Below are 26,480 nucleotides of genomic sequence, written 5' to 3'. Positions count from 1 at the left end.
CCGAATACATTAGCGCAAACCAACTCCGTTATTACTTAATTGTAGTTGCAATAACGGGGCGGACCATACATTTTTGTTTCTATCGATGCTGTTTTGTATTCATCGAGCTTGCTTATTAGCTAGCGTTGTTTTCCGCCAATTCACGTTGGGCTTGCTGTTCTTTCTCACCAAGTTTGAAGTAAATCTTACCGACGATGACTTCTGAAATCAGGATGGTAAACACCACAGCAAAGAAGGCGACGACACCGTTCCAAGGACCACTAAAGTCAACCTTGTCACCGAACAGAATGTTAATGGCTTCTAGCTTCACGAACTTCGAACCGACCAAGATAACGTAAGTCGAGATACCACGGTAAATCTTAGGTGCCGTACCTGGCTTCGATTTAAAGTACTCTGCGATTTTGTGTTCCGCTTTAATAGACAGCTTCAAGAGCAACTGAAGCAGTAAAGCCGCGGCGAAAGAAATCGTAAATGAATCAATGGTTACGAAATCCCAATATTCGTCATAAAAGTTCAGTACCGTAAGGTCTACCAATACCGCCAAGGTATAACCAACGAACAGACGTTGTGGAGTGTTGAAACCGTAGACTTTATCCGATGCGCTCATAAGAACCCTCAATCAATAATGAACAAGTTTGCAAAGCCATGCCTTGCGTCGATGGGTTAACTATATGAGTTCCTCGAATTGAAAACTTGCCATTTCGCGCCATCCTAATCATTGCGATGAATGATTGTTTTGATTGGATATATTGAATACCAATAAGCGCGTTGATTTTGAAAACCGTCTACAAACTGACACGCAAACAGCGTTAGAATGGCTTCTAATCCAATAACTAATTTCGAAGAATCAAGCAGTAAGGACTCTCATGGCAGACATCAAGCAGCTCGACAGCAAAGTGGTGTATCAAAACAAATGGATGACGGTACGTGAAGATAAGATCCAACGTCCTAGTGGAGCAGAAGGCATCTACGGTGTGGTCGACAAGCCAGACTGTGCAGCAATTCTGGCGATCGATAACGGCGTGATTCACTTAGTACAGCAGTTTCGTTACACCGTAGGGCAACGTTGTTGGGAAATCCCACAAGGTGCTTGGGAATCAAATCCAGATGCGGATCATCTTGAGCTAGCAAAAGGTGAGCTTCGAGAAGAGACGGGTATGCAAGCCAATAAGATGGAGTACGTTGGTGCGCAGTTCATCGCTTATGGATTCTTAAACCAGACTTGCCATGTGTATTTCGCGAATGAGTTAGCCGAAGTGGGCAATCAACTAGACAGTGAAGAAGAAGATTTGATTACTCGCTCGTTCTCTGTTGAAGCGTTCGAGCAAATGATGATAGATGGTGAAATCAAAGACTGCGTCACCATCGCCGCTTATGGTTTGGCGAAATTGAAAGGCTTGGTGTAAGCAAAACGAAGCTACTAAGTTACCCAAGGTGATAAGCTAAAGGCTCGCGATGAGCCTTTTCGTGTTTAATATTGAGATGACTTAGCGCCGCTTTATATTGCCTCAGGTGCTTATCGCCACAGATGCTGGCATGATGCTACTCACCGCCACCATCCCCACCGCCGTCTCCTCCAAAGTCTCCACCATCTGCATCGAAATCATCCGAATCGGTAGCGGGCTGTTGTTTGTGGCTGTCTTGAATCTCCGCGTAAGTCAGTAAAGCACTGACGCTCACCAGATCCGTCGCTTGGTCAAACAAAGTAAGTGAGACTTCTGATTGGAATTCAGCATGTTCACCTAGCTCTTGGCTTAGTCCCATCGGCACGTAAGCGACTTGGCTAATCAACATGCCGTATGCGATTAGGGCAAAGGCATCATCTGTCTTACCATTTTCTTTCAGCGCCCAATCGATCTCTTCCTTCGAGTAATCTGCTTTCTCACCATACTTGAGTGCTAGTTTTGGCGTGATGTCCTTTGCGACCTCGCGAATTTGGCGGTTTCGTTTCCAATTTCCAAACATAAAACTTCCTTTTCTATGGGTGGTGAATGTTATGGTTATCGCTTCTCTAACACTTCAATCAGCTCATATCGATACAGGCTCGCATCGGCTGGTACATTCTCTGGCGTAAATCGCTGAGTGCGTTTGATTTTTAAGGTGTACTCGGAACCTGATTCAAATTCAAAACCGTCGATTTGGTCATAGAAGTAGTTACCATCGACCACCATGCATTTCATTGGCCCGACGCCCACACAGTCCACCAGTTCTGGACCTACATTAACGGTCATGATTTTTGCGGTGTCATCGGATTCGTGTTGAGCACAGCCAAATAGTGCTGCTGCCATCATAGGCAACACAACATAGCGTTTTAGATTCATTCTTTGCTCCTTAAAGGGTTACCAAATCATCATAGCAAGATTGACGAAAAGTGATGGTAAACCCGCGATAAAAAAGATAAACCCAAGCTGATAGTTTTTGCTTGTGTCTGTCTCGAAATGCTGACGGTCGACCATTGAGTGCACTTTATCCGTGAATTCATCATCGAGGAGCGAATGACGAGAATACATACCGCCCTCCCAAGTCAGTTTTGCTAATACCCAGATGACGACGAGGACAAAAACAAAAAGTCACTCAATTGGGTCGATTGAAATTGAGGCACAAAGTGAGAAAGTCCAAATACGATCACTGCCGCGACCGCATTTATCAGTACGACTATTTGTAATAATCTAAGCAAACTGATCCCTAGTTATCATTGTTTTATGAAGCAATACATTGACATGATTTATAAAATCTGTCGCTTTGTATTCTTGTTTTAGAGGGTGTAAATCACAAGCAAAAACGATTAAAAAGATGACCTTGAACTTTGTGTTAAGGTCTTTATAGTATTCCATTCACATATCTTGGCGGAGCAGTAACGTGAAATTATTGGCAGATAAAACGGGCGAGCAATTTTTGCAAATTTTAGATGAGCAAGCTGACGCGTTAACGGTGCAATTTATCTCCAACGAAGGCGAGCCAAAAGGACAACCATTCAAAGACTCTCTCAAAGGGTTGAAGCTAGCTGGGTGGTCTCATCGCACGACGTCCACTGCGATTGGTTTATCGCGTTTTAAAAAGGGGTATCTCGAAGATGCGCATGTGAGCTTTGCGCTGCATCGTTTGTATCCTTTGGGACGCAAAATAAAACTGCCAAGCGGCGAGATTGTGCAAATCGCCAGCTACGCCAATACCCACGCAGATGGCTATTACATGTTTGTTCGCCGCGATGATGAGCAAGAGTTGGTGCGCATGAAGATGTCACCAGATTGGCTGTTAATGCCATCAGAGAAGTTACTTGCTCTGCCGTATTATCCGCGCCCTCGAACTCAACAAGAGCTTAACGTGATCGACGATTTCGACAAATGGGCTGGTGGCTTTTAATCGCCAGTCTGTCGATAATCAAACCCAAATCGCGCTAAGTAGTGCCAGACTTTTTTCAAATCTTGCTCGTCAAACGCTTTTGCTTTTACTGCGTCACCAATAATGCGTGGCGTTAGCATGCCATTTTCTGCAACCTGATTTGCGATGTCTAAAATGGCTTGTCCTCGGTAGTCTGGATAAAGATTGATGTCTTCTATTGAGACACAAAAACCACTGTGCCAACGAATCTCAACTGGTAACTCACGAGCGTAACCTTCTACCTCAGTGCCTTTAAATGAAGGGTCGAGCACCAAGGCTTGAATATCTTCCTTCAAGTGCAAATCGCCGTGGATTTGAGTTTCGATATAGGCGTCCAACCTGTCTGGCGCTTGTGCGTTTAACTCATCCAACAAGGGGTGAATGCGTTCAATAGTGGCGAAGTGCTCTGGCTCGAAGAAGCTATCTGGATAACAAAATGTCGCTCGCTTGCTGATCTCTGGTTTCAATAAGAAGTAGCTAGAACCAAATCTTGGTGATGCGCCAACTTCTGAACTAGAGAAGTTTAACGCGCCATACTTTGGGCGTTGATTTGGTTGGCTATTGTCGTAAACACCATCAAACACGCGCTGCTCCCAACGCCAACGCTCCCCACCTTCGTAAGCCGTCAGTCCGCCGTTGCTTGTACCGGTTTCAAATTGGGATTTGAGCTTACCATCTTGGGCTATTGCTTTAAGCAGCGGTTCGCCCTCAGAAGTGGTTCGATCGGGATGAAAGTTGATGGTCACTGCGAAAGGATGTGACTGCGGTACTCCTGCGGATTTCGAGCGAATCACATCAAGAGCGCGTTGAGTAAATGGATGATCGAGCACGACATTGACCTCTGGTTTTTCTTTCAACTTACCGAGTTCAGCCTGCTAATTCAATCTCAGACTATGAATGTAAAGAGAGATTTAGAGGACAGAACCTCTCAACATTTGAGAGGTTCTAATAGACCGCTTAGAAAGGGTGGTTTGATAGCTGATCACTGCTTTCTAACATCTTCTCTGCTACGTAACGATGCGTGGCCGTGGTTGGGTGAGTCACATCCCAGAATACAAACTTGTCTGAGCCCGAAGAGGCACACTCAGAACGTAGCGAATGTTTGTACAAGTAGTCTGCTGCCGATGAGCGATTGATGTCTTGGCAGGCTTGGCTTGCATTTAGAAACCCATGTTGCTCAGGGTTTGCTGTTAGGCCTTCAAACAGTGCATGAGTATCGTGCAATGTGATGTTTAAACCTTGCGCTGAGTAGTAATCAGCTTGTGCCTTGATAAATTCGTTCATCTCAAGAATTTTTGCTCGAATCGTTGCGATCTCTTCTTGAGTGGAATACTTAAACTGAGGCGCATACGTGGCATCGGGTAGCGTCATCAGGAGAAAGTTTTCTGCGCCTGCATCCGTCAGCTTGATCAAAGCTTCAGCGTAGTCTGATTTTACCTCTGGAACGCTGCGGTTATAGTTCATAAAATCATTCAAACCGAATTCAAGGGTAAATAAGGTATTGGCTGGTTGGTAGTTTTTTGCCAATTTCGCATACGCCAAGTAAGAGGAAACTTGCTCACCCACTCCTGTCAGAGCGATGTATTGGTTTTCACCCGCAGCGCCACCTACAGCCCAGTTGTAGAGCGGTAGGTTCTTCGCTTGAGCGATGTACTCTGTCCATACAAACCCGTTAGAGAAATGCCCTAAGAACCAGCTATTTGGATTCGGGAAGCGCCATTGTGATGCGTTAAAGATGTTGCCCGTGTCCGACAAGCTATCGCCCAACGCGACCACTTTGTTGATCTGAACTGGCTGCATTACAGGATCGTTACTCCAGATCGAATGATTGTATGACCAACGATTATCAGCGGCAAAGAAAGTGATATCGGCGTTTTCATTCGCTAGATCGAGCGTTTCTTCACAACGTTGTTTGATAACATTTTGTGGCGTATCGGTATAGAACATGTTTTTGAATGAGAGTGCGTTCCACCAATAACCGTTAATAGTGAAGTAGCTGCCATCTGGGTTTTCTGCCCATTCCCAATCAGTTGCTGGGTCATCGTGTGAATAACTAGTTCGATACCAGCAGCGAACGTATGTGTAAGTTTGCTTGTCTTGTGTGCTTCTTACTTGTGAAGCACTGATCATCTCCGGAGACAGTGTTGATTCGGCAGCGTGAGCAAGATTGAGTGGTAGTAATAATGCACTAAGTAACGTAATGGTTTTGTTCATGATTCACTCTCTATAATGATTATCGTCATGATTTAGATGAGAAGTTATCTCATCAACTCTCCTCATTCTGGGTAAATACGCTATTCAGTCAAATATCTAATTATTCAAATTGTCAATTTTGGTACCGCAATCGTATTTCAATAGATTTGGTAAATAGAATAATTTTATAAAATCTAGAATAATTACTCACTAACATTAATTTAACATGCACTTTTCTTGTTAATAAGTAATTGCTTTATAAGTAAATTGGTTGATTTTGAATGTTCACTATTTCTGTTTATTAAATGATCTTTTATTAACAATTATGTATTCATAAAATGAATTATTTGGATTTTTTAACAAATAACCTATAGCTGAATAACTCATGTTAATGAGGTTTGAATGACTTTTCATGAGTAAAAAGTGAATAAAAATCAGCTCAACAAGGAATAGAGCAAATGCATCACACAACAACTAAATTAAATGGCTTGTTTTCATTGTCTGCCGTTGCAGTAGCAATGACATTTTCGATGTCAGCGCATGCGGCTCCTCTAACGGGGTTCGACGAATCTAACTTGCCGACCAAATACATCGTCAAATTTAAAGAAGATACGTCCAGTCCCTCAGCATTGGGTGGGAACTCATTCTGGGGGCCACGCATCGCGCAAGAGTCGGTATTAGATCAGCTCAAAGCGCGTAAAGTGGAAAAGCTAGGAAATCGCGCGATTTACAGCGTGGAGATGGAAGACTCGGAATTGGGGCAATTGCGTAACCGCAGCGATGTGGAATACGTTGAAATTGACCCACCGCGTTATCTGTTAAGTGAGACTATCCCTTGGGGCTATGAGGCGGTGAACGCTCAGCTTCTGGATGACTCGAATGCAGGGAATCGCACCGTGTGTATCATCGACTCGGGTTACGATCTGGCGCACAACGATTTGAGTGGTAACCGAGTGTCGGGTACAAACGACAGCGGTACCGGCTCTTGGAGTGTTCCGGGGAACAACAACGCTCACGGTACACACGTAGCAGGTACGATTGCCGCGATTGCCAACACGGAAGGCATCAAAGGCGTTATGCCAAACCAAAACGTGAATTTGCACATCGTTAAGGTGTTCAATGAAGCGGGGTGGGGCTACTCATCCAGCTTGGTGAAAGCGGTACAAACTTGTGCTGACAACGGCGCGGACGTGGTCAACATGAGCCTTGGTGGTGGCCAATCAAGTGTTACGGAGAAAAACGCGTTGCAAACCATTTATGATCAAGGCGTGCTGCTGATTGCCGCTGCGGGTAACGATGGTAATACTGCGCACAGCTACCCAGCATCTTACGATTCAGTAATGTCGGTTGCGGCAGTGGATGATAAGCGTGATCACGCGGCGTTCTCTCAAGCGACAGACCAAGTTGAAATCGCAGGTCCGGGCGTAGCAATTCTGTCTACGGTGACTGTGGGCGAGGGTAAGCTTTCAGACATTCGCTTGAATGGCGTTAGCCAGTTCGATCGTGGCATCGTTCCTCACAACCGCTTGATCCAATCGGGCGGCAGTTACGGTCCTGATCCAGTAGCCGGTTCTATCACGGCGACACTGGCAAGCTGTGATGTATCTGGTAGCAGTTTCAGCTGCGGTGATATGTCTGGCAAGATCTGTTTGACCGAGCGTGTGGGCAGCCAATCATCAGGCAACTACCCAGAAATCGATGCAGTTCAAGCGTGTTACAACGCAGGCGCAAGTGCGGCGATTGTGTACAGTAACTCTGAGCTACCGGGTTTGCAGAATCCTTTCCTTGTCGATCAAAACAACGCGGCGCGTATTGTGTCAGTAACCGTTGATCGTGCCTTCGGTCAGGAGCTGTTGGGCTACGTTGGTCAAGACATTACGGTATCGACCACCAAGGGTGAAGACTACGAGTACTACAACGGTACTTCGATGGCGACGCCGCACGTAACGGGTGTTGCGGGATTGGTGTGGAGTTACCATCCAACCTGTACCGCAGCACAAGTACGTAACGCACTGATCAAGACAGCTACGGACATCGACGTAATGGGTCGTGATAACCGCACTGGTCATGGTCTTGTGAATGCTGAAGCTGCGAAACAATACCTAGACGCTGGCTGTAATGGTCCGGATGGCGGTGGCTCTGGCAACGACAACGTTCTAGAAAACGGTGTGGCGAAAACGCAGCTTTCTGGTGGCAGCAAATCAAGCACTGTATTTGTGTTTGACGTCCCTGCGGATGCAACGCAAGCGACATTCAACATGAGTGGCGGCTCTGGTGATGCTGACCTTTACGTGCGTTTTAATGGCACACCAAGCACCAGCACTTACGACTGTCGTTCATGGGCGGGCGGTAATGGCGAAAGCTGTAGCTTGAACGTATCTGGTGCAGGGCAATATGAAGTATTGGTTTACGGCTACAGCGCGTACTCTGGTGTTTCTCTTGTTGCAGCGCATAACGGCTCGGGCGATTCATCAGGTGGCGGTTCTGCACCTTCTAGCTACACCAACTCGAATGCAGTAGCGATTCCTGACAACAGCTCTGCGGGTATCGTAAGCCCATTAGATGTGGCTCGCACTGGCGATGCAGGTTCAGTGACTATCGACTTGGATATCACTCACACCTACATTGGCGATCTTCGTGTCACGCTAACGTCACCTGACGGTGGTCAAGTAGTACTGCACGACAATGCGGGTGGTGGTGCAAACGACATTAAAACCAGTTTCCAAGCGGATTTCTCTGGTTTTGAATCACAAGGCACATGGGAACTTAAAGCGGTGGACAATGCCAGAAGAGACACAGGCACCATCAACAGTTGGACTCTGACCTTTCAATAAGGAGTGACTATGAAGAAGTTGACCTTACTTTCTTTGTCTGCGGTAGGTGCTACCGCACTATTGGCAATCGGACTGAGCTCAAGCAGCTTGGCAAACAATCAAGGATTTCCTCTCGTGGATGAACGCCAAGATCAAGCCGAGCAGCAACCTGCACGTTACTTTGTTAAGTATCATGAAGGAAAAGAGAGCGAAGTGAGAGCGCTTCTTCGTCAGCACAACATTGAAGTGGTCGACGCTCTGGTGAAACAACACGTGTTGATTGTGGTGGGTGAACAGGCGGAAGTCGATAAGCTCGCGGATCACGATGCGGTTGAATACACCGAGCAAGAGCCAACAAGAAAGCTGCTATCTAACGGAACTACGCTTCAATAAGCCAAACTTCCTTGAAATAGTGCCAAAAAGAAAAACGCCCCTCACGTGAGGGGCGTTTGTCTCATTTATTAGTGGAAGATGAAGACTAAGGACGCTCACCTTCCGCTAGGCGACGTTCGATATCTGCAACCACTTCTGGGAAGTTAGCAATGGTGTCGATGAGGTAATGCGGCGAGCTCTTGAGCAGTTTTGCACGTGCCTTTTCACGAGCGGCATTAAGCGTTGCTTCATCCGCAGTTTGGTACTCTTTAAACGTCAGACCGGCTTCGTTACCAGAAAGCAGCAGACCAACGGTCCACATACCGGCGTTGTGACCTTCATCAATGCCCGGTGCGGCGTCATCCACTTTGATACACGCGTTAACGTCGGTTACATTCAGCTCAATCACGTTCTTCAGTGCCATAAATGGTGCAGGGCGACCACCTTGAGGCAGGTCATCCGTTGCTACTACGTAATCTGGTTTGTAGCCGTAATCCGCTGCCACTGGAATCAGTACGTCCATCACTTCGCGAGGGTAACCAGAACAAGAGCCGATCTTGATGCCTTTGTCTTTCAGACCGTTCACAACTTCAATTGCATTGAGAATTGGCTCTGCGTGGTCAGCCACTTTTGCTTTTTGCAGAGGCATAAATGCTGCGTAGATAGCGTCGATGTCTTCGCTGGTCATTGAGCGACCGAACTTCTCATTCCAACGCTTATCAACGGCAGGAATACGACCCACAGCTTGGATGTGATCCCACTTACCAAGGCCCATTGGTTCGCGCGCTTCTTCTAGGTCGATTTCAAAGTCAAAGCCTTGTTTGAATGCTTCCACAAAGATGCTAGTTGGCGCAAAAGAGCCGAAATCGACGATAGTGCCAGCCCAGTCAAAGATCACTGCTTGAATTGGTGAGTTGCTCATGTTCAATCCTTTTTCTTGCTTGCTAGAGCGCTTGCCTACACGTTGGAACCGCGCTCTGGATAAATGGGTTTTTGTTGAGGTCTATTGACCCTAAACGTAGTTAAAGTCTTTACACACTTTGGCGATGGCTTCTTCGAAGATCGCCAACGCTTCAGTCAGTTGTTCGCGAGTGATGATCAGCGGTGGGCTGAGTTGAATCACATTGCCTTGCGACACCTTGAAGCTCACGCCATTGTTGAGGCATTGGTACAGCACTGCTTCCGCTTCGTCATACGCGCGTGCTTTGCTCTCGTGGTCGGTGACCAGTTCAATACCCCACAACATGCCGATGCCACGTACATCACCAATCACTGGGTACTTGGCTTTCATCTCTAGCAGCTTTTCACGCATGAACTGGCTGTCGGCTTTGGCTTTATCTAGCAAGCCGTCTTGCTCAATGGCTTCCATGGTTGCCAGTGCTGCAGCACAACCGATAGGACTTTTCTCATGAGTGTAATGACCCATGGAGATTTGCTCGGCGGTGTTGTATTTGTCTTTGGTTACCATGGCTGCTATGGGCACTAACCCTCCGCCCAAACCTTTACCGATGCAGAGCATATCTGGCTCGATGTCATAGGCTTGGTAGGTAAACCATTCACCACTGCGACCCATGCCGTTAGGGATGTCGTCGATGATCAGCATGACATTGTGTTTGTCACAGATTTCGCGGATGCGTTTCCAATAGGCTTTACTCGGCACTTGTACGTCGGTATTACGAACCGCTTCTGCGATAAACGCGCCCACGCCACCTTCTTTCTCAATCACGTACTCAAGGTAGTCGGCATAATGCACATCGCTACCGTCGGCAACTGGGAAAGCACCGCGGTAAGACACCGCTGGTGGAATGCGCTCAACACCTGCCATTAATGGTCCCATGCCTTGACGGAAACACGCTTCACCGCCCACTGAGATGGCATCCAACGATGCGCCGTGGAAGGAATCCCACAAAGACACCACCTTGTAGTTGCCCGTGATGTGGCGCGCTAGTTTAAGTGCCATGCCAACCGCAGATGTGCCACCCGGAGCAAACAGCACGCGATTCAATTCGCCGCCACAGATTTGGGTGAGTTTTTCGGCACATTCAATCGCGGTCTCGTTGGTAAAACGACGCGGTGAAAACGGCAGTTTGGCAATTTGCTCTTGCACACGTTTGATCACATGCGGATGACCGTAGCCCAACTGGTGAACGTTATTGCCATGGAAATCCATGTACTTTTTGCCGGTAGCATCTTGGATATAGATGCCTTCTGCTGCTTCCAATGTATCTAAGCAAGGCGTCGACATGGCTTGATGAAGAAAGACCTTCGAATCACGCTTTAGTAATGCTTGCGTGCGTTCGTCGTCCATCGATGCATTCCAAGCTTGGCGCGCTGGAGTCGTGTTGACATCACCTTCGCTGCGGAAATGGGTCGGTTTGATATTCTGAGTCATAACGCTTTCTCAATCAGAAGGCTGCTTTAAGCAACTTGCCAGTACATTGCTTTTTCAATTGCACCGATTAAGCGCTCGATATCTGCTGGGTAAACTTCGCCAATGTTGCCGATACGGAAGCAATCTGCGTTTGATACTTTACCCGGATAAATCACAAAACCTTGCTCTTTCAAACGCGTGTAGAACGCTTTGAATTGGTAATCACTGTGCGTCGGAGAGTAGAAAGAAGTGATGATTGGCGAGTGCAGATCATCACTCAGTAGCGGTTCGAAACCCAGAGAACGCATACCTGCAACCAGTGTTTTCTGGTTAGTTTGGTAACGGTTATGACGAGCCTCAATGCCGCCTTCTTGTTCCAGCTCTAACAATGCTTGGTAGAAAGCGCGAACCGTGTGCGTTGGAGACGTGAAACGCCATTTGCCGTGGTTCACTTCCATGCATTGCCACTGGTCGTAAAGATCAAGGCTCAAAGAACGTGCCTGACCTTGGCACTTTTCTAGCTCAGTTTGTTTCGCAATCACAAAGCCAAAGCCCGGTACGCCTTGAATACATTTGTTTGCAGAGCTGATCATAAAATCGATGCCTAGCTCTGCGATATCGATAGGAATGCCACCAAAGCTCGACATGGCATCGAGAATCACGACTTTACCGTGTGCTTTTGCCGCAGAAGCAAATGCCTCAATTGGGTTAAGCATGCCAGTGGTTGTCTCACAGTGAACAATCGCCACGTGTGTGATCGCAGGATCCGATGCCAATGCAGTTTCCACCTCGTTCAAGTGTGGCTGTGATGTTTCGCCTGGGGAAACTACATGGCATGGAATATTTAGGTAATCAGCGATCTGAGCGATACGCGCACCGTAAGCACCGTTGTCGACAACCAACAACTTTCCATCTTTGCCAATGGCACTGCCAATCGTTGCTTCTACTGATGCGGTGCCGCTACCTTGCATTAGTACGCTGGTGTAGCCGTCTTGTTGAGTCGCCAGTTTTACAAGCTTAGTGCGGATCACTTCTACGATGTCTTTATTGTATTCATCATCCCAAGTACACCAGTCTTTTAGCATGGCTTCACGTACCGTTTCAGAAGTAGATAGAGGACCTGGAGTCAGTAGTAGGTATTCGTTTTTCATCTCGATTTCCATCAGAATAGGCTAATTGGTCTACACCAAATTTCGAGTTCACTCTAGCGAGGAAGAAAAGGGCAGTAAATAGGCGAATACCCAATTTCATAAAACTTTAATATCCAGAAAATGGCGGATCAATTGAACGATTATTCATCGCAAATTTTCGTAAAACTGCCATTTAATGGTCATGATTTCGTCACAAAGGCTCAGTAGGGTGGTTATCGTCAACTGGTACAGACCAAATAAAAACTTAGCCAAATTAACTGGAGAAAATGATGAAAAACCGTTTGATGAAAGGATCGCTGGCTGCACTTGTCTCTCTGCTAGCTACGAATGCAATGGCAGCACAGGAAGTCACGGTTTACACCGCTTTCGAAACTGACATTCTTGCTAAATACAAGTCTGCGTTTGAGAAAGATAACCCAGATATCAAGATTAAGTGGGTTCGCGATTCCACCGGTATCATGACGGCGAAATTGCTGGCAGAAAAGAACAACCCTCAAGCGGAAGTGGTTTGGGGTCTTGCTGGCTCGTCAATGGCACTGCTTAAAGATGAAGGTCTTCTTAAGCCTTACAGACCAAAAGGTTTGGAAGAGCTGCACGCGAATCTAAACGACCCTCAATCAAACCAAGCTTGGTTCGGTAACGATGCGTTCTTTAACGCAGTTTGTTTCAACGAAGCGGTAGCGAAACAACTTAACCTACCGAAACCAACGTCTTGGGAAGACCTAACGAAGCCGGTTTACAAAGGTCACATTGCAATGCCGAACCCAGCGTCTTCAGGCACTGGCTACATGCAGGTTTCTGCTTGGCTACAAAACATGGGTGAAGATCAGGCATGGAAATACATGCGTGACTTAGACAAGAATATTGCACACTACACGCACTCTGGTTCTAAGCCATGTGTTCAAGCGGGTATGGGTGAAGTGGCTATCGGTATTTCGATGGCGAGCCGCGGCGCGAAGCTGAAAACACAAGGTGCACCACTAGCGGTTATCACACCAAAAGGCATCGGCTGGGAATCAGAAGCTGTTGGTCTAGTAAAAGAGTCTGATGCAGCGAAACGTGTTGTCGACTGGTCAATCTCTAAAGCAGCAAACGAGCTTTACGTAGAAATGTACCCAGAGGTTGCACATAAAGAAGTGAAAGCGACCGTGTCTAACTTCCCGAACGTTCAAGAGAACATGGCGAAGATGGACTTCGCGCAAATGGGCAGCAAGCGTGCAGAGATTCTAGCGGCATGGTCTGAGAAGTTCGACGCGAAATCAGAGCCAAAGTCTTAATCGAATTTGCTTTGAGTGGAATGCTGAAATCCACCTCGGTTGAGGTGGATTTTTTGTTTTTGGAAGAGGCGAGAGTCAAAAGCCTTAAAGCAGCAACCCCACCTAACCTCCCCTTGGCTTTAACTTCGGGGGACCACAGCAGTCATGCTAGTAAAGGGGAGGGACTGGTTCTGCATTCACAGATAATTTAATTCACAATGCAACATCCAACGGGCTTCAAGTAGATTCTGAATACTCGCCCAGGCTCTTTCAGAATGACGTTGGGAAAGCACGGAGCTCACCGCAGCAAAGAACAGCTCTCCCCCTTGATAACCACATTCAAATGCTTGGCAAACCATGCTGATAAAAGGGGGAGTTGGAGGGGGTTGCAAGCGCAGAAACAAACCTCATCGCTCTTCATCTATTTGTCATCTTCTGGCTATAAATTTGTCATTGGAACGTAACACTCCAAAACTAAAGTTGGTATATACCATTTGGAGCGTGTGTTATGTCAACTAACCAACATTACCTAAATATCGCAAATGTAGTGAAGCAATTCGGACAGTTCACTGCATTAAAGAAAATCTCGCTAGCGATTGAAAAGGGCGAGTTTGTTTGTTTTCTTGGTCCTTCTGGCTGCGGTAAAACCACTCTGCTACGTGCCATTGCAGGTTTAGACTTGCCAACGTCTGGTGCGATTTTTCAAAACGGTCAAGAGACCACATTCCTACCACCAGAGAAGCGCGATTTCGGCATCGTATTCCAATCTTACGCGCTGTTTCCGAACCTAACTGTGCAAGAGAACATTGCGGTGGGTTTGAAGAACCAAGGTATGTCGACCAAAGAAGCGTTAGAGAAGGTGGATTACTGGCTAGAAACCATTGGTCTTCCTACCTCTGGTGAGAAATTCCCTAACCAACTTTCTGGTGGTCAGCAGCAGCGTGTTGCTTTGGCTCGTGCATTGGCGTTGTCACCGGGTCTACTGTTACTTGACGAGCCGCTGTCAGCGCTGGATGCAAAAGTGCGTGTTCACTTACGTGACGAGATTTGTAAGCTGCAACGCAAGCTAGGCATCACCACCATCATGGTTACGCACGATCAGGACGAAGCGTTGTCGATGGCGGATCGTATCGTGGTAATGAACCATGGTGTGATTGAGCAAGTCGGCACTCCTCAAGAGATCTATCAACAACCAGCCACGCGCTTTGTTGCTGAGTTTGTCGGTAGCATGAACTTTATTGAAACCTCAGTCGCGACGGACTCCCAAGTGCGCATTGCTGAAACCCTGATGCCAGCGCCAAGCTTGACCAATCGTAAGATCCAACGTGGTGACCGCTTCGACCTTGCGGTGCGTCCTGAAAGCATCAAGTTCGTTGAAAACTACAACAACTCTTTACCTGTGCGAGTTACGGCAACCGAGTTTTTGGGGGCGTTTTTCCGCATTGATTGCGTATTGCAAAACGACAGCTCAACGAAAACCATCGTAGTGGATGTGCCTGTGGAAACGGTTCAAAAACTCAATATCAAAGCGGGCGATGTACGTTACATCCAGTTTGCTGAAGAAGGGCTGCATGGTTACGCCGTGCCCTCGGTTGATAAAGCGCTAGCGGCGTAGGTGTAAACATGGATGCGAAGACAATGACGATGAATAGCCTGACCACACAAGACAAAGCAAAATCCTTACTCGGACGTGTTAGCCGCGACAACCTTGTGTTGTTTGGTTTGCTTGCTGGCTTGTCGACCATGATGGTGCTGTTCATCTTAATGCCGCTTTGGGCAATGTTGACCAAGAGTGTGCAAAATGCCAATGGCGAATTTGTCGGATTGGCAAACTTTGCGACATACTTTTCCTCTTCAAGCTTGTGGGTGTTGGTGGGCAACACTTTTACTTTGGGCGTGATAGTGACCTCGGTAGTGGGTGTGCTTGCGTTTGGTTATGCCTATGCGCTGACTCGTTCATGCATGCCGTTTAAAGGTTTGTTTCAAATCCTAGGTACCGCGCCGATCCTCGCGCCTTCGTTACTGCCAGCGATCAGTTTGATCTTCCTTTTCGGTAATCAAGGCATTGCCAAAGAGATGCTGTTAGGAAACTCGATTTACGGCGTGATTGGTATCTCGATGGGTTTGATTTTCTGGACCTTCCCTCATGCATTGATGATTTTGACCACTTCGCTGCGTACTTCAGATGCCCGCTTGTATGAAGCAGCCCGCGCACTGAAAACTTCACCCATCAAAACCTTCTTTATGGTGACGTTACCTGCGGCGAAATACGGTTTGATCAGTACGCTTATCGTCGTCTTTACGCTGGTTATCACGGACTTTGGTGTGCCGAAAGTGATTGGTGGCAGCTATAACGTTCTGGCGACTGACATCTTCAAGCAAGTTGTGGGACAGCAAAACTTTGCCATGGGTGCAGTGACCAGCATCATGTTGTTATTCCCTGCGGTAATGGCGTTTGGCGCAGACCGCTGGGTTCAGAAAAAGCAAAAGAGCTTATTCGACACACGCTCGGTGCCTTATCAGCCAGAACCTAACAAAGCGCGCGACAGCATTTGTTTGGTTTACTGCAGTATCATTTCTATTGCAGTGTTGGCAGTGCTTGGTATGGCGGTGTATGGCTCGTTAGTTACGTTCTGGCCTTGGAACAAAGCTCTAACGTTAAACAATTACAACTTTGCTGAAATGAGCACTTACGGTTGGAGTCCATTCTTCAACTCGCTAACGCTGGCAGGTTGGACGGCAGTTATTGGTACAGCCATCATCTTTGTCGGTGCTTACTGCATTGAGAAAGGGCGTGCGTTTGGTCCAATTCGTCAGGTGATGCAAATGCTCAGCGTGGTGCCGATGGCGGTTCCCGGTATGGTGCTCGGCTTGGGTTACATCTTTTACTTCAACGATGCGAACAATCCTCTGAACGTGCTTTATGGCACCATGGCATTCTTGGTGATTAACACGGTAGTGCATTACTACACCGTGGGTCACATGACAGCACTGACTGCACTAAAGCAGTTGCCATCGGAGGTTGAAGCCACGGCGGCATCAGTGAAGCTTCCTCAATACAAGTTGTTCTTTAAAGTGACATTACCTGTGTGTTTACCTGCGATTTTGGACATTGCGACTTACTTGTTTGTTAATGCATTGACCACCACTTCTGCGGTAGTATTCCTTTACTCAACCGATACGATTCCGGCTTCGGTCTCGATTCTGAATATGGACGATGCAGGTCAAACTGGCGCTGCAGCAGCGATGGCTGTGATGATCATGATGGCTGCCGCAATTGCGAAGATTGTTCAGATGACTTCGGGTAAATTGTTAGAGAATCGCACACAAGCTTGGCGCAAAAGATAAGGACACTTCGTGCAATACGTAAAAATTAAAGATTCGATTGTTGAACAGATTGAAGCGGGCATGCTATCGCCGCGTCAAAAACTGCCAGCAGAGCGTAAGTTGGCGGAGTCGTTCGATACTACACGCGTCACTCTACGTGAAGCTTTATCATTGCTAGAAGCGGAAGGTCGAATCTATCGCGAAGATCGCCGAGGTTGGTTTATCTCACCTGAGCCATTGCGTTACGACCCAACCCAAACGCTGAACTTCCCGAACATGGCGAAAGCGCAAAATCGTGTGCCAAAAACGGAGTTGGTCGCAGCAAAAGAGACGTTGGCAAACAAACAAGCCGCGCGCTTGCTGGACTTGCAACCTTTCTCGGACGTGTATCGAGTCGACCGTGTGCGATACCTTGAAGACAGACCTGTGTTATTCGTAACAAACTACATTCGCCCAGAGCTGTTTCCGAACCTGCTGGACTACGATTTATCAAATTCATTGACGGACATTTATCGCGATCATTATGGCGTTACATATCAAAAGATTCGCTACCGCATTTCAACCAGCACTTTGTTGGGGGAAATGGCCCAAGCATTGCGCGCGACAGCCGGCACGCCAGCGATGGTGGTGGAGCGCATCAACTATAACCAACACGGTGAGTTAATTGATTGCGATATCGAGTATTGGCGACACGATGCCATCAGCATTGAATCTCTGGCGGAACTCAATCGTTAAGTGGACTTTCTCATTATCTAAGGCTCCATCTCGGGGCCTTTATTTTATTCAGACAGGAACATTGAAATGGATTTGTTGGCGATTGGTCTCGTCGTTTTTTCTGCTGTTCTCCATGCGGGTTGGAATATCCTTGGTAAAAGCAACTCAGGCTCAGGGCTCGCGTTTACCATGGCCGCCAGCTTTTCTGCATGTTTCATCCTTACCCCTTATTTGATTTGGTATTTGGTAACCATTGGCTGGGCATCATTACCGAGTGAATTTTGGGGATTGCTGTTCATTAGCGGCATTTCACAAATGGTTTATCTGGTCGGTTTGATTGTCGCTTATAAGCACGCAGATGTGGGTGTGGTTTATCCGATTGCTCGGGCGCTGCCTGTGATGATGGTCGGCGCAATCAGTGTGGCATTGGGGCATGAGTTATCCAGTCAGCAGTGGCTTGGATTCTTGCTGATAACCCTTGGTTGTATGCTGGTACCACTGACGAATTTTCGTCAGATGACATTGGGCTCTTATTTGAACGTTGGTGTGTTCTGGGCATTGATTGCCGCAATAGGCACAACGGGTTACTCGGTGGTCGACAAAGAAGCGCTGAGTTTACTCACAGGACAAGCATCAGAGATCTTGAATGATCAGTACAGTGCAATCTTCTACTTGGGCGTGCAGTTTTGGGCAATTGGTATTCCTGCTCTTGTGTGGTGCTTGGTTACGGGCAAGCCAGATGAGATTAAGACAGCTTGGCAGATCCGCAAAACCGCCAGCATGGCAGGGGTAATGATGGCTTCCACCTACGGCTTGGTGTTGTTTGCGATGACCATGACAGACAACGTCAGTTTGGTCGTGGCATTGCGTCAGGTCAGTATCGTGTTTGGCTTGTTTATGGGAATTTGGTTTCTGTCTGAGAAATGGTATCTCACCCGAGGCCTTGGCGTTACTTCTATCGTGGCGGGGATCATTCTCGCACTTACGCATTGACCTATATTGAAGAAAGAAAAAGGCAGCGACTCAGGCAATCGCTGCCTTTTTGTTTATTTGGGTGGTGTTAGAAGCGAACTTGAGCGCTAAACATCACGCCGCCAGAATCAAAATCGCGGTTTTTGGAATACGCGTATTCCGCATTTAAACCAAGGTGTTTGTAACTCCAGCCAATACCAGCCGCGGCTTCTCCGCCGATGCTCGACTCTTCGATATTTCGACTCTGCCCGTTTACTTTATAGGTGTACTCCAGTGTGTAGGCGGTGACGCCAGCTTTGCCGTACAACTCAAACCCTGCCCCAAGTGGATAGCTCGCATAGCCACTTAGCCTAGGCCCAGAAAAGCTGGTATCCGTGACCTCAGAAATTGGGCTGACAAGTATCGAGCCGATACCGTCAAAAGCGCCTTTAAAGCCCGCTTCGATACCAATGTTTTGCGTTAGCATGTATCGGTAGTAAACCTCACCGAGGAACATATCGCCGGACTCTTCGCTTGTTGGAGCATCGTAATTGACAACGCCGTAACCTAAATTTGTACCAACAATGTGTTTATTGGTTGTTGCGTGCGCTGACAAAGAAAGAGTCGACAACACCAAAGCCGTCACGAGTGAATAACGCATGTGACTTTCTCCTTAGTTCTTTGGCTTTTTAGCCTTTTAGCTTTTTAGCTTTTTAGCCTTTTAGCTTTTTAGTACTTGTTCGAATGTGGCTTTGGTGTTGTCTAGCCATTCATAACGACGACGATACATCGAGCGTTTTGAGCGAGACATATCTTCGATATCACGTCTTGGGGCATTCACCGCAAGGGAGTAGAAGTTCCGGTCGAACTCTATCCCGCCCAACTCTTGCCAGAGTGCGTCATAGTCGGTTTTGATTCGTCCTTTGCTGTAGCGTCGCGCGGCGTAAGTGTGGGAGTCGGTTTTGACCGCCAAAATTGTTTCTACCCCCCAGATTTGCGCCAGAATACTCAGTAAACTCACCATCAGGCTTTTTGGACGTTGACCGTAAAGTTTACGTGTTAGCTTTTTGATTTTTGCGCTGCTGGTTTCATTACTGCGTGGACCTTGTAAGCCGCCAATCATGATGCAACGAGCGCCATTCTCGTGCCCGAGCGTAAAAGAGATAGTGTAAAAGTTTCCGTCTTCTTCGCTGTGTAATACCAAGCTCATCTCACCTTCTTTTTGGTAGCGAGCTTCATAAACAAGTCGAACCGTATAGAGGATCTCATCAATCTCAAATGTCATCAGAGTTTGGCCTTTAGCATCGGTATAGATTTGTTCAATCAGCTCTGAAGAGAGCAGCTTCGACACCGTATTGTAGTGATCAACGACAAGTTCAGAGCGATCGATTGCTGGGCTATTTTTGATGATGTAAGGACGAAACGGCTTTTCTAAGAAACGATGCGTACGAGAACAAAGCATCTCTAGAAGTGACGCCTCAATATTGTCCGCCAGATAGTTGAATGACTTGCGATAGAACAGTGCACGCGCGATAAACTTAGCGCGGTATGTCCAAATAGGGTGATAGATCTCAGCGTACTCGTCTGAGTAAATGGTTTTGCTGTGATGAAGGATAGATTTATTCATGTCATTTCACTCCAGACTGGCTTTTCGGCGAGCCTAAGTTCGTTATCTGTGCAGTGCCTTGTTGGTCATGGTCGAAAAACACCAAAAGATAAAGAGGACGCCGAGGCATCAAAAGGTGGTGTTCTGGTGTCAGACGCAGTGCCATTACGATCGTTTTGAACGGTGTTCGTTTGTGCAGGATTCTAAGAGAAAAGGGGCAAGAGGTATTGTATGGCTTGGTAAGGGAGTGTCATGGCTGAGTGGCAAAGTAGCCATAAAGGTTTCTTTATAAGACAATAAAAGCTATTTAGTGACTGCTTTTTAAGATATTTTTATTATGAATAATAAATGGCAGTTTTATGCCTTACGTTTAATTAAAAATAACTTGAAAAATAATTGAATGTTTTTTGAAATTAATTTGACGAGCTAAAGGTCTCTATACGTAACCTACATTCATCGAGTATTTGGAACTCGATATTTTAAAAGGTAAGTAAGGAGCATATTATGAAACGTTTAATCTCTCTAGTCAGTCTTATCGTATTAACTGCCACTCCTGTCGCGGCATTCGCTGGTGGTTACCAATGGACGAATAACAGCAAAACGATCCAAGGTAATGTTGTGGATAGTAAGCAAGCTGCCTACGACATGGGCTTTGAAATGATTAAAAACTACCAAAGCAAGTCTTCTAAAGAGCTACGAGATGAGTTTAAGAGTGCATTTGATATGGTAGACCGTCAGTCGTTTTCCATTACTAATGCAAAAGTTACCGTTGATGAGTTTCTTCAAGATAACGGTCAGATTGCCTATCAACCAATATTGAATGTGAAATATGAATACCGCATGCGTGAGCCAGGTAATCGTTAATACATCTACTCGCTAGCAAAATATTTTGTTTTCAATATTATCGTTGCCATATATTTATTCTTATTGAGTTTGGGGAGTTTTGCTCCCCTTTTTTATTATTTAAATATACATAATTATGGTGAATGAAATAAATAACTAATTTAGGTTTAATATTTTCTAACGCTCAGCGTCAGTTTTTCTAGCTCGTTGATGATTTGGATCGTTTGTAAAGTGGCAACAAAGCAACATTGTATGCGCACACTTACAAAGGATACGTAATGACTCACCCTTCATATTGGTTTAAGCAAGCGCTTGAAGCCGAGCAACCAGAAACCGCCAAACCACTTCAACAAAATATCCAAGCTGATGTCGCCATTGTTGGTGGTGGATACACTGGGCTCTGGACGGCAATCATGATCAAGCAACAATCGCCGGAGAAACACATAATAGTGGTTGAAAAAGGCTTGTGCGGTAGCGGTGCTTCCGGGGCTAATGGCGGTTGCATGCTGACATGGTCGACTAAGTTCCCTACATTAAAGCGTTTATTTGGTGAAGAACACGCAGCGTGGTTGGTGAAGGAATCGGAGCAAGCGGTATTGGAGATTGACGAATTCTGTCAGCAGTACAATATCGATGCGCAATTGTCGTTAAAAGGCGTCTACTACACGGCAACCAATCAGTCTCAGACGGGGGGAATGCAGCCAGTGGTAGACGAGTTAAAGCGTCTAGATGTGAACAGCTGGCGCCGCTGTCAATCTGAGGAATTGCGTGCCAATGCAGGATCGCCGCGCAATATAGAAGGCTTTCACTCTCCGGTTGCAGCCAGTGTTCAGCCTGCTTTGTTGGCGAGAGGATTAAGACGCGTCGCAATGGAGTTGGGTGTTGAGATCTATGAGAACACGCCGATGACGCGTTTAGATTATGGAAAACCTGCTACTGTTTCTACGCCTAAAGGGAGTATTCAAGCTAAGCAAGTCGTGCTGGCATTAAACGCTTGGATGGTGGAGCAGTTTAAGCAATTCAAAAGCAGTATCGTGGTGGTTTCTTCCGACATGGTGATCACCAAACCGCTTGGTGACGCGCTGACTCAATCTGGTTGGCAGTCAGGTTCTAGCGTGTTGGATTCACGTATCTTCGTCCACTATTACCGAGATACGCCAGATGGCCGTTTGATGTTGGGGAAAGGCGGCAATCAGTTCTCTTTCAACAACCAAGTCAACGCGATGTTCAACAAGCCAACACGCTATCAAGAGCTACTGCGTAAGTCGTTCGATAAGCTGTTCCCGCGTTTGAAAGGATTAGAGTTCGCTTATTCATGGACGGGTGGTTCAGACCGCTCTGCTACTGGCTTTCCATTCTTCGGTGAGTTAGATAACCAAAGCAATATCTTTTATGGCTTTGGTTATTCGGGTAACGGGGTAGCGCAGACTCGAATGGGCGGAAAGATCTTATCTTCATTGGTATTGGGAATCGAGAATGAATGGACGAAAAGCGGTTTAGCCAAAGGGCCGTTGGGGCACTTCCCGCCAGAGCCATTCCGATGGACGGGAGCAATGATGGTACGCAACGCGGTACGTCGAAAAGAGGAAGCAGAAGATAACGAGCGGACGCCATTCATCTGGGATAAGTGGCTAGCAAAACTCGCGGGACCAGCAGGCAAAGCGGATAAGCTCGACTAAACTGAATATTTTGATCGCAAACGGATAGGGAAGAAGTGAAAGTGTTAGAGGCACCTCTTCCCTTTGTGTTAGCCTCAGTCTTTCAAGCTCAGATGCAAAAGGTGAGTAATAAAATGAAAGTATTCAGCAACTTTGACAGCGGCAGCATTCACGTAGTGAAAGCGGACGACAAAAACGACATCCAACTCAAAATTCCTAACGACAACATGTCGGAATTCTACCAGTGGTTCCACTTCCGTCTAGAGACAGAAGCCGAGCAATCACACACCATCAAACTTCTCGATCTTGCGAAATCGGCTTACCCAGAAGGCTGGCAGGGTTACGACGTGGTTGCGTCTTACGATCGTGAAGAGTGGTTCCGAGTACCGGCAGAGTTCGATGGCGACACGCTGACTTTCACTGTTATCCCTGAGCGCAGCTCAATTTACTTCGCGTACTTTGCACCTTACACGTACGACCGTCACCTAGACCTGTTACACATGGCACAAAGCGCGCATCACTGCCAACTTGAGACGCTGGGCCACACATTAGACGGCAATGATATGAGCTTGCTAACGTTTGGTGAGCCAGAAGAAGGCAAAAAGAAAATCTGGATGATTGCGCGCCAGCACCCAGGTGAGACGATGGCAGAATGGTTCATGGAAGGCATGATCCAACGTTTGCTCGATGAGAACGATACGGTTGCGCGTGCACTACTTGAAAAAGCAGTACTCTACGTTGTACCAAACATGAACCCAGACGGCGGTGTGCGTGGTCACCTACGTACTAACGCGGTTGGCGTAAACCTAAACCGTGAGTGGCAAACGCCATCAATGAAAAAGAGTCCTGAAGTGTTCTTGGTTCGTGAGCGCATGCTAGAAACTGGCGTGGATATGTTCCTAGATATTCATGGTGATGAAGCTATCCCTTACAACTTTGTGGCGGGCTCTGAAGGTATTCCTTCTTATGACGAAGGCATGGCTGAATTGGAAAGTGCGTTTAAACAAGCACTTCTGACAATTACACCAGAGTTCCAAGACGAGATTGGTTACGATAAAGATGAGCCGGGCAAAGCGAACCTAACCGTTGGTTCTAACTGGGTTGCTGAGCAATTTAAGTGCTTGTCTTACACCATCGAGATGCCATTCAAAGACAATAATAACCATCCCGACCCACTTTACGGCTGGTCTCCGGAACGTAGTGTGCTGTTTGGCCAAGATGTATTGGCGGCAACGTTGGCGGTTTCCGACAAGATTTAAAGCAATTAGTTCACAGCCTGCTTTTTGTAGGCTGTGTTTTTCGTGCGTTTTTTCCTACCTCAATGTCTGGTGACTGTAAATTTTTTCGCCAATAAAAACAAAAAACCTTCAGTTTCTGGTGCTTATGTGGCTATCGATAAAAAAAACTAATCGTCACGATAAGAAATCTAATTTATGAAAGCGAAGGTTGTTCTGTTAAAGTCTGTTTTGAGATTTATGTCACAAAAGTTATCTCATCTCAATCATTTAGCAATCTTATGCTTTAGCGCCCTTTGTAGGCACAGTAGCTAAAAATAAAATATAGCTGCTATGTACTATTGCGCCTAGCTTAGGATAATTCGCATTTTGGTGTTCTGTTTTTGGAACGATTTGTCCGTTTTGTTGTGCTCTGAATCATTCGGAATGCGCCAAACAATCGGAGGTTCGTTTCGGATCTGAGCTCTGAGAAAAATGCTTGAAGATAAGTGCTCATTCCAGATGTCTGATGACGTTTTGATTGAGACCAATGGCATAGTTTTTAATCACTCGAAACAGTGTAGGTTCTGACTTGCGTGATGGCAGCTGTATAGTTGTGGATAGTAGTCGGGTCGCCTTCGCATTAAAGGTAAAATAATGAAAAAAATCGCTCTTGCAGTGGCTACCATTCTAGCTGGTGGCGTAATGTCGAATGTTGCTCTTGCTGATACTTACGTTGGCGGTAAACTAGGTTACAACGCACTAAACGACGCTTGTCACCTTGACGCTCCATGTGATGACGATAGCTTCGCAGCTGGCATGCACATCGGTTACAACTTCAACGAATACGTTGCTGCTGAATACGGCGTTGATTACCTAGGTAACTTCACAGCTAACTTCAACAAAGCTGGTCTAAACACAGTAGATGGCGACCTATGGGCAATCACTCTTGCTCCTAAGTTCAACCTACCACTAACAGATTCTTGGAACCTATTTGCTAAAGTAGGTGCTGCATACATGATGGCTGGTGACGAGAAAGATTTCGTACCAACTGGCTCTCTAGGTGCTGAATACCAAATCAACTACAACTGGAGCCTACGTGCTGAGTACCAACGTTACCAAGATATGTCTGACGACATCATCAACGATATGGACGCAGACTTCTTCGGTATTGGCTTCAACTACAAGTTCGGTTCTGAGCCAGTAGTTCAAGAAGAAGTAGTTGAAACTCGTCCAGCGACTCGCATCGTTGAAAACGAGTACCCAGCTCAAACTACAACTCTACAGTTCGGCCTAGAAAGTGCAGAAGTACAAGATGCATCTTCTCTAAACGGCACTGTTGAGCTAATGAACACTTACCCACAAGCTCAAGTTGAAATCACTGGTTACAGTGACACAACAGGTTCTGAAGCTTACAACCAAGAGCTAACTGAGAAGCGTGCACAAGCAGTTGCTGACCAGTTCCAAGCTGAAGGTATCGCAGCAGACCGTATGACTGTTAAAGGTATGGGTGAAGCGAACCCAGTAGAAAGCAATGAAACTCGTCAAGGTCGTGAAGCGAACCGTCGTGTAGAAGTTGTTGTTCCTGCGTTCCAATACCAAACTGAAGAAGCTGCTCAATAATTCTTTATTGAATTAGCTACTTTGAAAGCCAGCGTCTAACGCTGGCTTTTTTGTATCCTTTCATTTATCTGTCACAGCCCCGTCATAGTATTTTCTTACTTGTTCGCGTGGAGCCTGACATGCAAAACTTACCACCTTTAAATTCCCTTAAAGCGTTCGAAGCCACAGCACGCTTGCAAAGCTTTACCAAAGCGGCAGAAGAACTCAATGTCACACGTGCTGCCGTCAGTCAGCAAGTGAAATCCTTGGAAGTTTATCTCGATGCGACCTTGTTTGAGCGCAATGGAGCTAAGCTACTTTTGACACAAGCCGCACACGATTATTTGCCTGTCGTTAGTCATGTATTTCAAAGTCTTTCTGTGGCGACTCTGCACTTGTTCTCACGTCAAAGGCACACTCAATTAACCTTACATGTTGCACACAGTTTTTGTGTCCAGTGGTTGATACCTCGCCTAGCCGATTTTCATCGTCAGTACCCTGACATTCGGTTTAAGATTTCGACGACGGCCAATGCTGTACCGAGTAGCAGCGATATTGCTGATGTCGAAATTATCAACGGGTATGGGAACTGGCAATCAAAACAAGCTGTAAAGTTGACGGATGAAAACTGGATTGTGGTAGCCAGTCCTGGCTTCTTACATCTCAACCCGATGTCGAATTTGTCTGAATTGGCACATACTGCCAAGCTGGCGACGGGTGGGTATCAGGAAACATGGCAATCTTGGTTTGCTTATCATGGTTATCAAGGGAGACTGGCTCCAATGGTCGCAGAATTCGAGCACTCTTTATTATCGATTGAAGCGGCGGTGAATCAGTTAGGGGTATTATTGGTGAGAGACTTCTTGGTTGACGAACATCTGCGACAAGGAAGCTTGGTTCGCATAGGAGAGTGGTCCATGCCGAGCCGTGGTGCGCATTATATGATGGTCAAACACGGAGAAAAACCACATGTTGACGCGTTTACCAAATGGTTATTGAACAGTTTATGATATGGGTTAACTCATTGA

The 26,480-nt window shown here is 46.5% G+C and carries 24 protein-coding genes and 1 pseudogene; 14 read left to right on the top strand and 11 right to left on the bottom strand.

Features of this window, described 5'->3' with window-relative positions:
* Positions 1-115: 115 nt before the first annotated feature.
* Positions 116-607: a hypothetical protein gene (locus tag OQJ86_RS18095; RefSeq protein ID WP_265988904.1), complete on the bottom strand. Its 492-nt coding sequence runs from the start codon at positions 605-607 to the stop codon at positions 116-118.
* A gap of 259 nt (positions 608-866) precedes the next feature.
* On the opposite strand from OQJ86_RS18095, the gene OQJ86_RS18090 reads away from it, so the two are divergent.
* Complete coding sequence (locus tag OQJ86_RS18090; protein ID WP_265988902.1) at positions 867-1,406, top strand: NUDIX domain-containing protein; 540 nt, start codon at positions 867-869, stop codon at positions 1,404-1,406.
* A gap of 136 nt (positions 1,407-1,542) precedes the next feature.
* On the opposite strand, the gene OQJ86_RS18085 is transcribed toward OQJ86_RS18090, so the two are convergent.
* From OQJ86_RS18085 to OQJ86_RS18075, 3 genes and pseudogenes are all read right to left on the bottom strand, one after another.
* The gene (locus tag OQJ86_RS18085) at positions 1,543-1,965 is read right to left on the bottom strand and encodes a hypothetical protein (RefSeq protein ID WP_265988900.1); all 423 of its coding nucleotides are present in this window, start codon (positions 1,963-1,965) and stop codon (positions 1,543-1,545) included.
* Positions 1,966-2,000: 35 nt separating this feature from the next.
* Positions 2,001-2,321: a DUF4377 domain-containing protein gene (locus OQJ86_RS18080; protein ID WP_180826632.1), complete on the bottom strand. Its 321-nt coding sequence runs from the start codon at positions 2,319-2,321 to the stop codon at positions 2,001-2,003.
* An 18-nt stretch (positions 2,322-2,339) separates the two neighbouring features.
* Positions 2,340-2,677 (bottom strand): annotated as a pseudogene (locus OQJ86_RS18075) (hypothetical protein).
* 182 nt (positions 2,678-2,859) lie between these two features.
* Between OQJ86_RS18075 and OQJ86_RS18070 the strand changes: the two are divergent.
* Positions 2,860-3,363 (top strand): hypothetical protein, encoded by a 504-nt coding sequence (locus tag OQJ86_RS18070; RefSeq protein WP_039976025.1) that lies wholly within the window; start codon positions 2,860-2,862, stop codon positions 3,361-3,363.
* Here the strand turns inward: OQJ86_RS18070 and OQJ86_RS18065 are convergent.
* Positions 3,360-4,211: a DUF3626 domain-containing protein gene (locus tag OQJ86_RS18065; RefSeq protein WP_265988909.1), complete on the bottom strand. Its 852-nt coding sequence runs from the start codon at positions 4,209-4,211 to the stop codon at positions 3,360-3,362. The two genes, OQJ86_RS18070 and OQJ86_RS18065, sit on opposite strands and share 4 nt — an antisense overlap.
* A 127-nt stretch (positions 4,212-4,338) precedes the next feature.
* Positions 4,339-5,595 carry an SGNH/GDSL hydrolase family protein gene (locus OQJ86_RS18060; RefSeq protein ID WP_323054541.1) on the bottom strand — a complete coding sequence of 419 codons (1,257 nt, stop codon included), beginning with the start codon at positions 5,593-5,595 and terminating at the stop codon, positions 4,339-4,341.
* Between the two features lie 437 nt (positions 5,596-6,032).
* Here OQJ86_RS18060 and OQJ86_RS18055 point away from each other — a divergent pair, with 437 nt between their 5' ends.
* Entirely contained in the window at positions 6,033-8,408 is a 2,376-nt protein-coding gene (locus OQJ86_RS18055) for a S8 family serine peptidase (protein WP_265988895.1), read from the top strand.
* Between the two features lie 9 nt (positions 8,409-8,417).
* Positions 8,418-8,780 (top strand): hypothetical protein, encoded by a 363-nt coding sequence (locus OQJ86_RS18050; RefSeq protein ID WP_050938334.1) that lies wholly within the window; start codon positions 8,418-8,420, stop codon positions 8,778-8,780.
* Positions 8,781-8,865: 85 nt separating this feature from the next.
* Here the strand turns inward: OQJ86_RS18050 and phnX are convergent, their stop codons facing one another.
* From phnX to phnW, 3 genes are all read right to left on the bottom strand, one after another.
* Positions 8,866-9,681 (bottom strand): phosphonoacetaldehyde hydrolase, encoded by an 816-nt coding sequence (gene phnX / locus OQJ86_RS18045; protein WP_265988890.1) that lies wholly within the window; start codon positions 9,679-9,681, stop codon positions 8,866-8,868.
* A gap of 90 nt (positions 9,682-9,771) precedes the next feature.
* The gene (locus OQJ86_RS18040; protein ID WP_265988888.1) at positions 9,772-11,151 is read right to left on the bottom strand and encodes an aspartate aminotransferase family protein; all 1,380 of its coding nucleotides are present in this window, start codon (positions 11,149-11,151) and stop codon (positions 9,772-9,774) included.
* A 26-nt stretch (positions 11,152-11,177) separates the two neighbouring features.
* Positions 11,178-12,281: a 2-aminoethylphosphonate--pyruvate transaminase gene (phnW, locus tag OQJ86_RS18035; RefSeq protein WP_213866862.1), complete on the bottom strand. Its 1,104-nt coding sequence runs from the start codon at positions 12,279-12,281 to the stop codon at positions 11,178-11,180.
* A 266-nt stretch (positions 12,282-12,547) separates the two neighbouring features.
* On the opposite strand from phnW, the gene OQJ86_RS18030 reads away from it, so the two are divergent.
* The 5 genes from OQJ86_RS18030 (at position 12,548) to OQJ86_RS18010 (ending at position 18,571) form a co-directional block, all read left to right on the top strand.
* Positions 12,548-13,558, top strand: a complete 1,011-nt coding sequence (locus OQJ86_RS18030) for a putative 2-aminoethylphosphonate ABC transporter substrate-binding protein (RefSeq protein ID WP_265988883.1) — start codon at positions 12,548-12,550, stop codon at positions 13,556-13,558.
* 487 nt (positions 13,559-14,045) lie between these two features.
* Positions 14,046-15,152 carry a putative 2-aminoethylphosphonate ABC transporter ATP-binding protein gene (locus OQJ86_RS18025; RefSeq protein WP_265988881.1) on the top strand — a complete coding sequence of 369 codons (1,107 nt, stop codon included), beginning with the start codon at positions 14,046-14,048 and terminating at the stop codon, positions 15,150-15,152.
* A gap of 8 nt (positions 15,153-15,160) precedes the next feature.
* Positions 15,161-16,885, top strand: coding sequence for a putative 2-aminoethylphosphonate ABC transporter permease subunit (locus tag OQJ86_RS18020; protein ID WP_265988879.1), 1,725 nt, complete (start codon positions 15,161-15,163; stop codon positions 16,883-16,885).
* 9 nt (positions 16,886-16,894) lie between these two features.
* Positions 16,895-17,599, top strand: a complete 705-nt coding sequence (phnR, locus tag OQJ86_RS18015; protein WP_265988877.1) for a phosphonate utilization transcriptional regulator PhnR — start codon at positions 16,895-16,897, stop codon at positions 17,597-17,599.
* Positions 17,600-17,665: 66 nt separating this feature from the next.
* Positions 17,666-18,571, top strand: coding sequence for an EamA family transporter (locus OQJ86_RS18010; protein ID WP_265988875.1), 906 nt, complete (start codon positions 17,666-17,668; stop codon positions 18,569-18,571).
* A 67-nt stretch (positions 18,572-18,638) separates the two neighbouring features.
* Here OQJ86_RS18010 and OQJ86_RS18005 read toward each other — a convergent pair whose 3' ends face one another.
* Positions 18,639-19,190 carry an outer membrane beta-barrel protein gene (locus tag OQJ86_RS18005; RefSeq protein WP_265988873.1) on the bottom strand — a complete coding sequence of 184 codons (552 nt, stop codon included), beginning with the start codon at positions 19,188-19,190 and terminating at the stop codon, positions 18,639-18,641.
* Between the two features lie 60 nt (positions 19,191-19,250).
* On the bottom strand, positions 19,251-20,156 hold the full coding sequence (locus OQJ86_RS18000) for a VirK/YbjX family protein (RefSeq protein ID WP_265988871.1): 906 nt from the start codon (positions 20,154-20,156) through the stop codon (positions 19,251-19,253).
* A 483-nt stretch (positions 20,157-20,639) separates the two neighbouring features.
* On the opposite strand from OQJ86_RS18000, the gene OQJ86_RS17995 reads away from it, so the two are divergent.
* From OQJ86_RS17995 to OQJ86_RS17975, 5 genes are all read left to right on the top strand, one after another.
* Positions 20,640-20,999: a DUF3316 domain-containing protein gene (locus OQJ86_RS17995; protein WP_038868241.1), complete on the top strand. Its 360-nt coding sequence runs from the start codon at positions 20,640-20,642 to the stop codon at positions 20,997-20,999.
* 257 nt (positions 21,000-21,256) lie between these two features.
* A complete protein-coding gene (locus OQJ86_RS17990; RefSeq protein WP_265988868.1) occupies positions 21,257-22,657 on the top strand; it encodes an FAD-dependent oxidoreductase in 1,401 nt (466 codons plus the stop codon).
* 113 nt (positions 22,658-22,770) lie between these two features.
* Positions 22,771-23,895, top strand: a complete 1,125-nt coding sequence (locus OQJ86_RS17985; RefSeq protein ID WP_265988866.1) for a M14-type cytosolic carboxypeptidase — start codon at positions 22,771-22,773, stop codon at positions 23,893-23,895.
* 612 nt (positions 23,896-24,507) lie between these two features.
* Complete coding sequence (locus OQJ86_RS17980; RefSeq protein WP_038868247.1) at positions 24,508-25,473, top strand: outer membrane beta-barrel protein; 966 nt, start codon at positions 24,508-24,510, stop codon at positions 25,471-25,473.
* Between the two features lie 119 nt (positions 25,474-25,592).
* Positions 25,593-26,462, top strand: coding sequence for a LysR substrate-binding domain-containing protein (locus OQJ86_RS17975; RefSeq protein ID WP_038868249.1), 870 nt, complete (start codon positions 25,593-25,595; stop codon positions 26,460-26,462).
* Positions 26,463-26,480 lie beyond the last annotated feature (18 nt).

The sequence above is a fragment of the Vibrio sp. Sgm 5 genome, assembly GCF_026241575.1.
GTDB classification, from domain to species: domain Bacteria; phylum Pseudomonadota; class Gammaproteobacteria; order Enterobacterales; family Vibrionaceae; genus Vibrio; species Vibrio jasicida.
The sequence above is the reverse complement of the archived record's forward strand: the minus strand, read 5'-3'. Positions and strand labels throughout refer to the sequence as shown.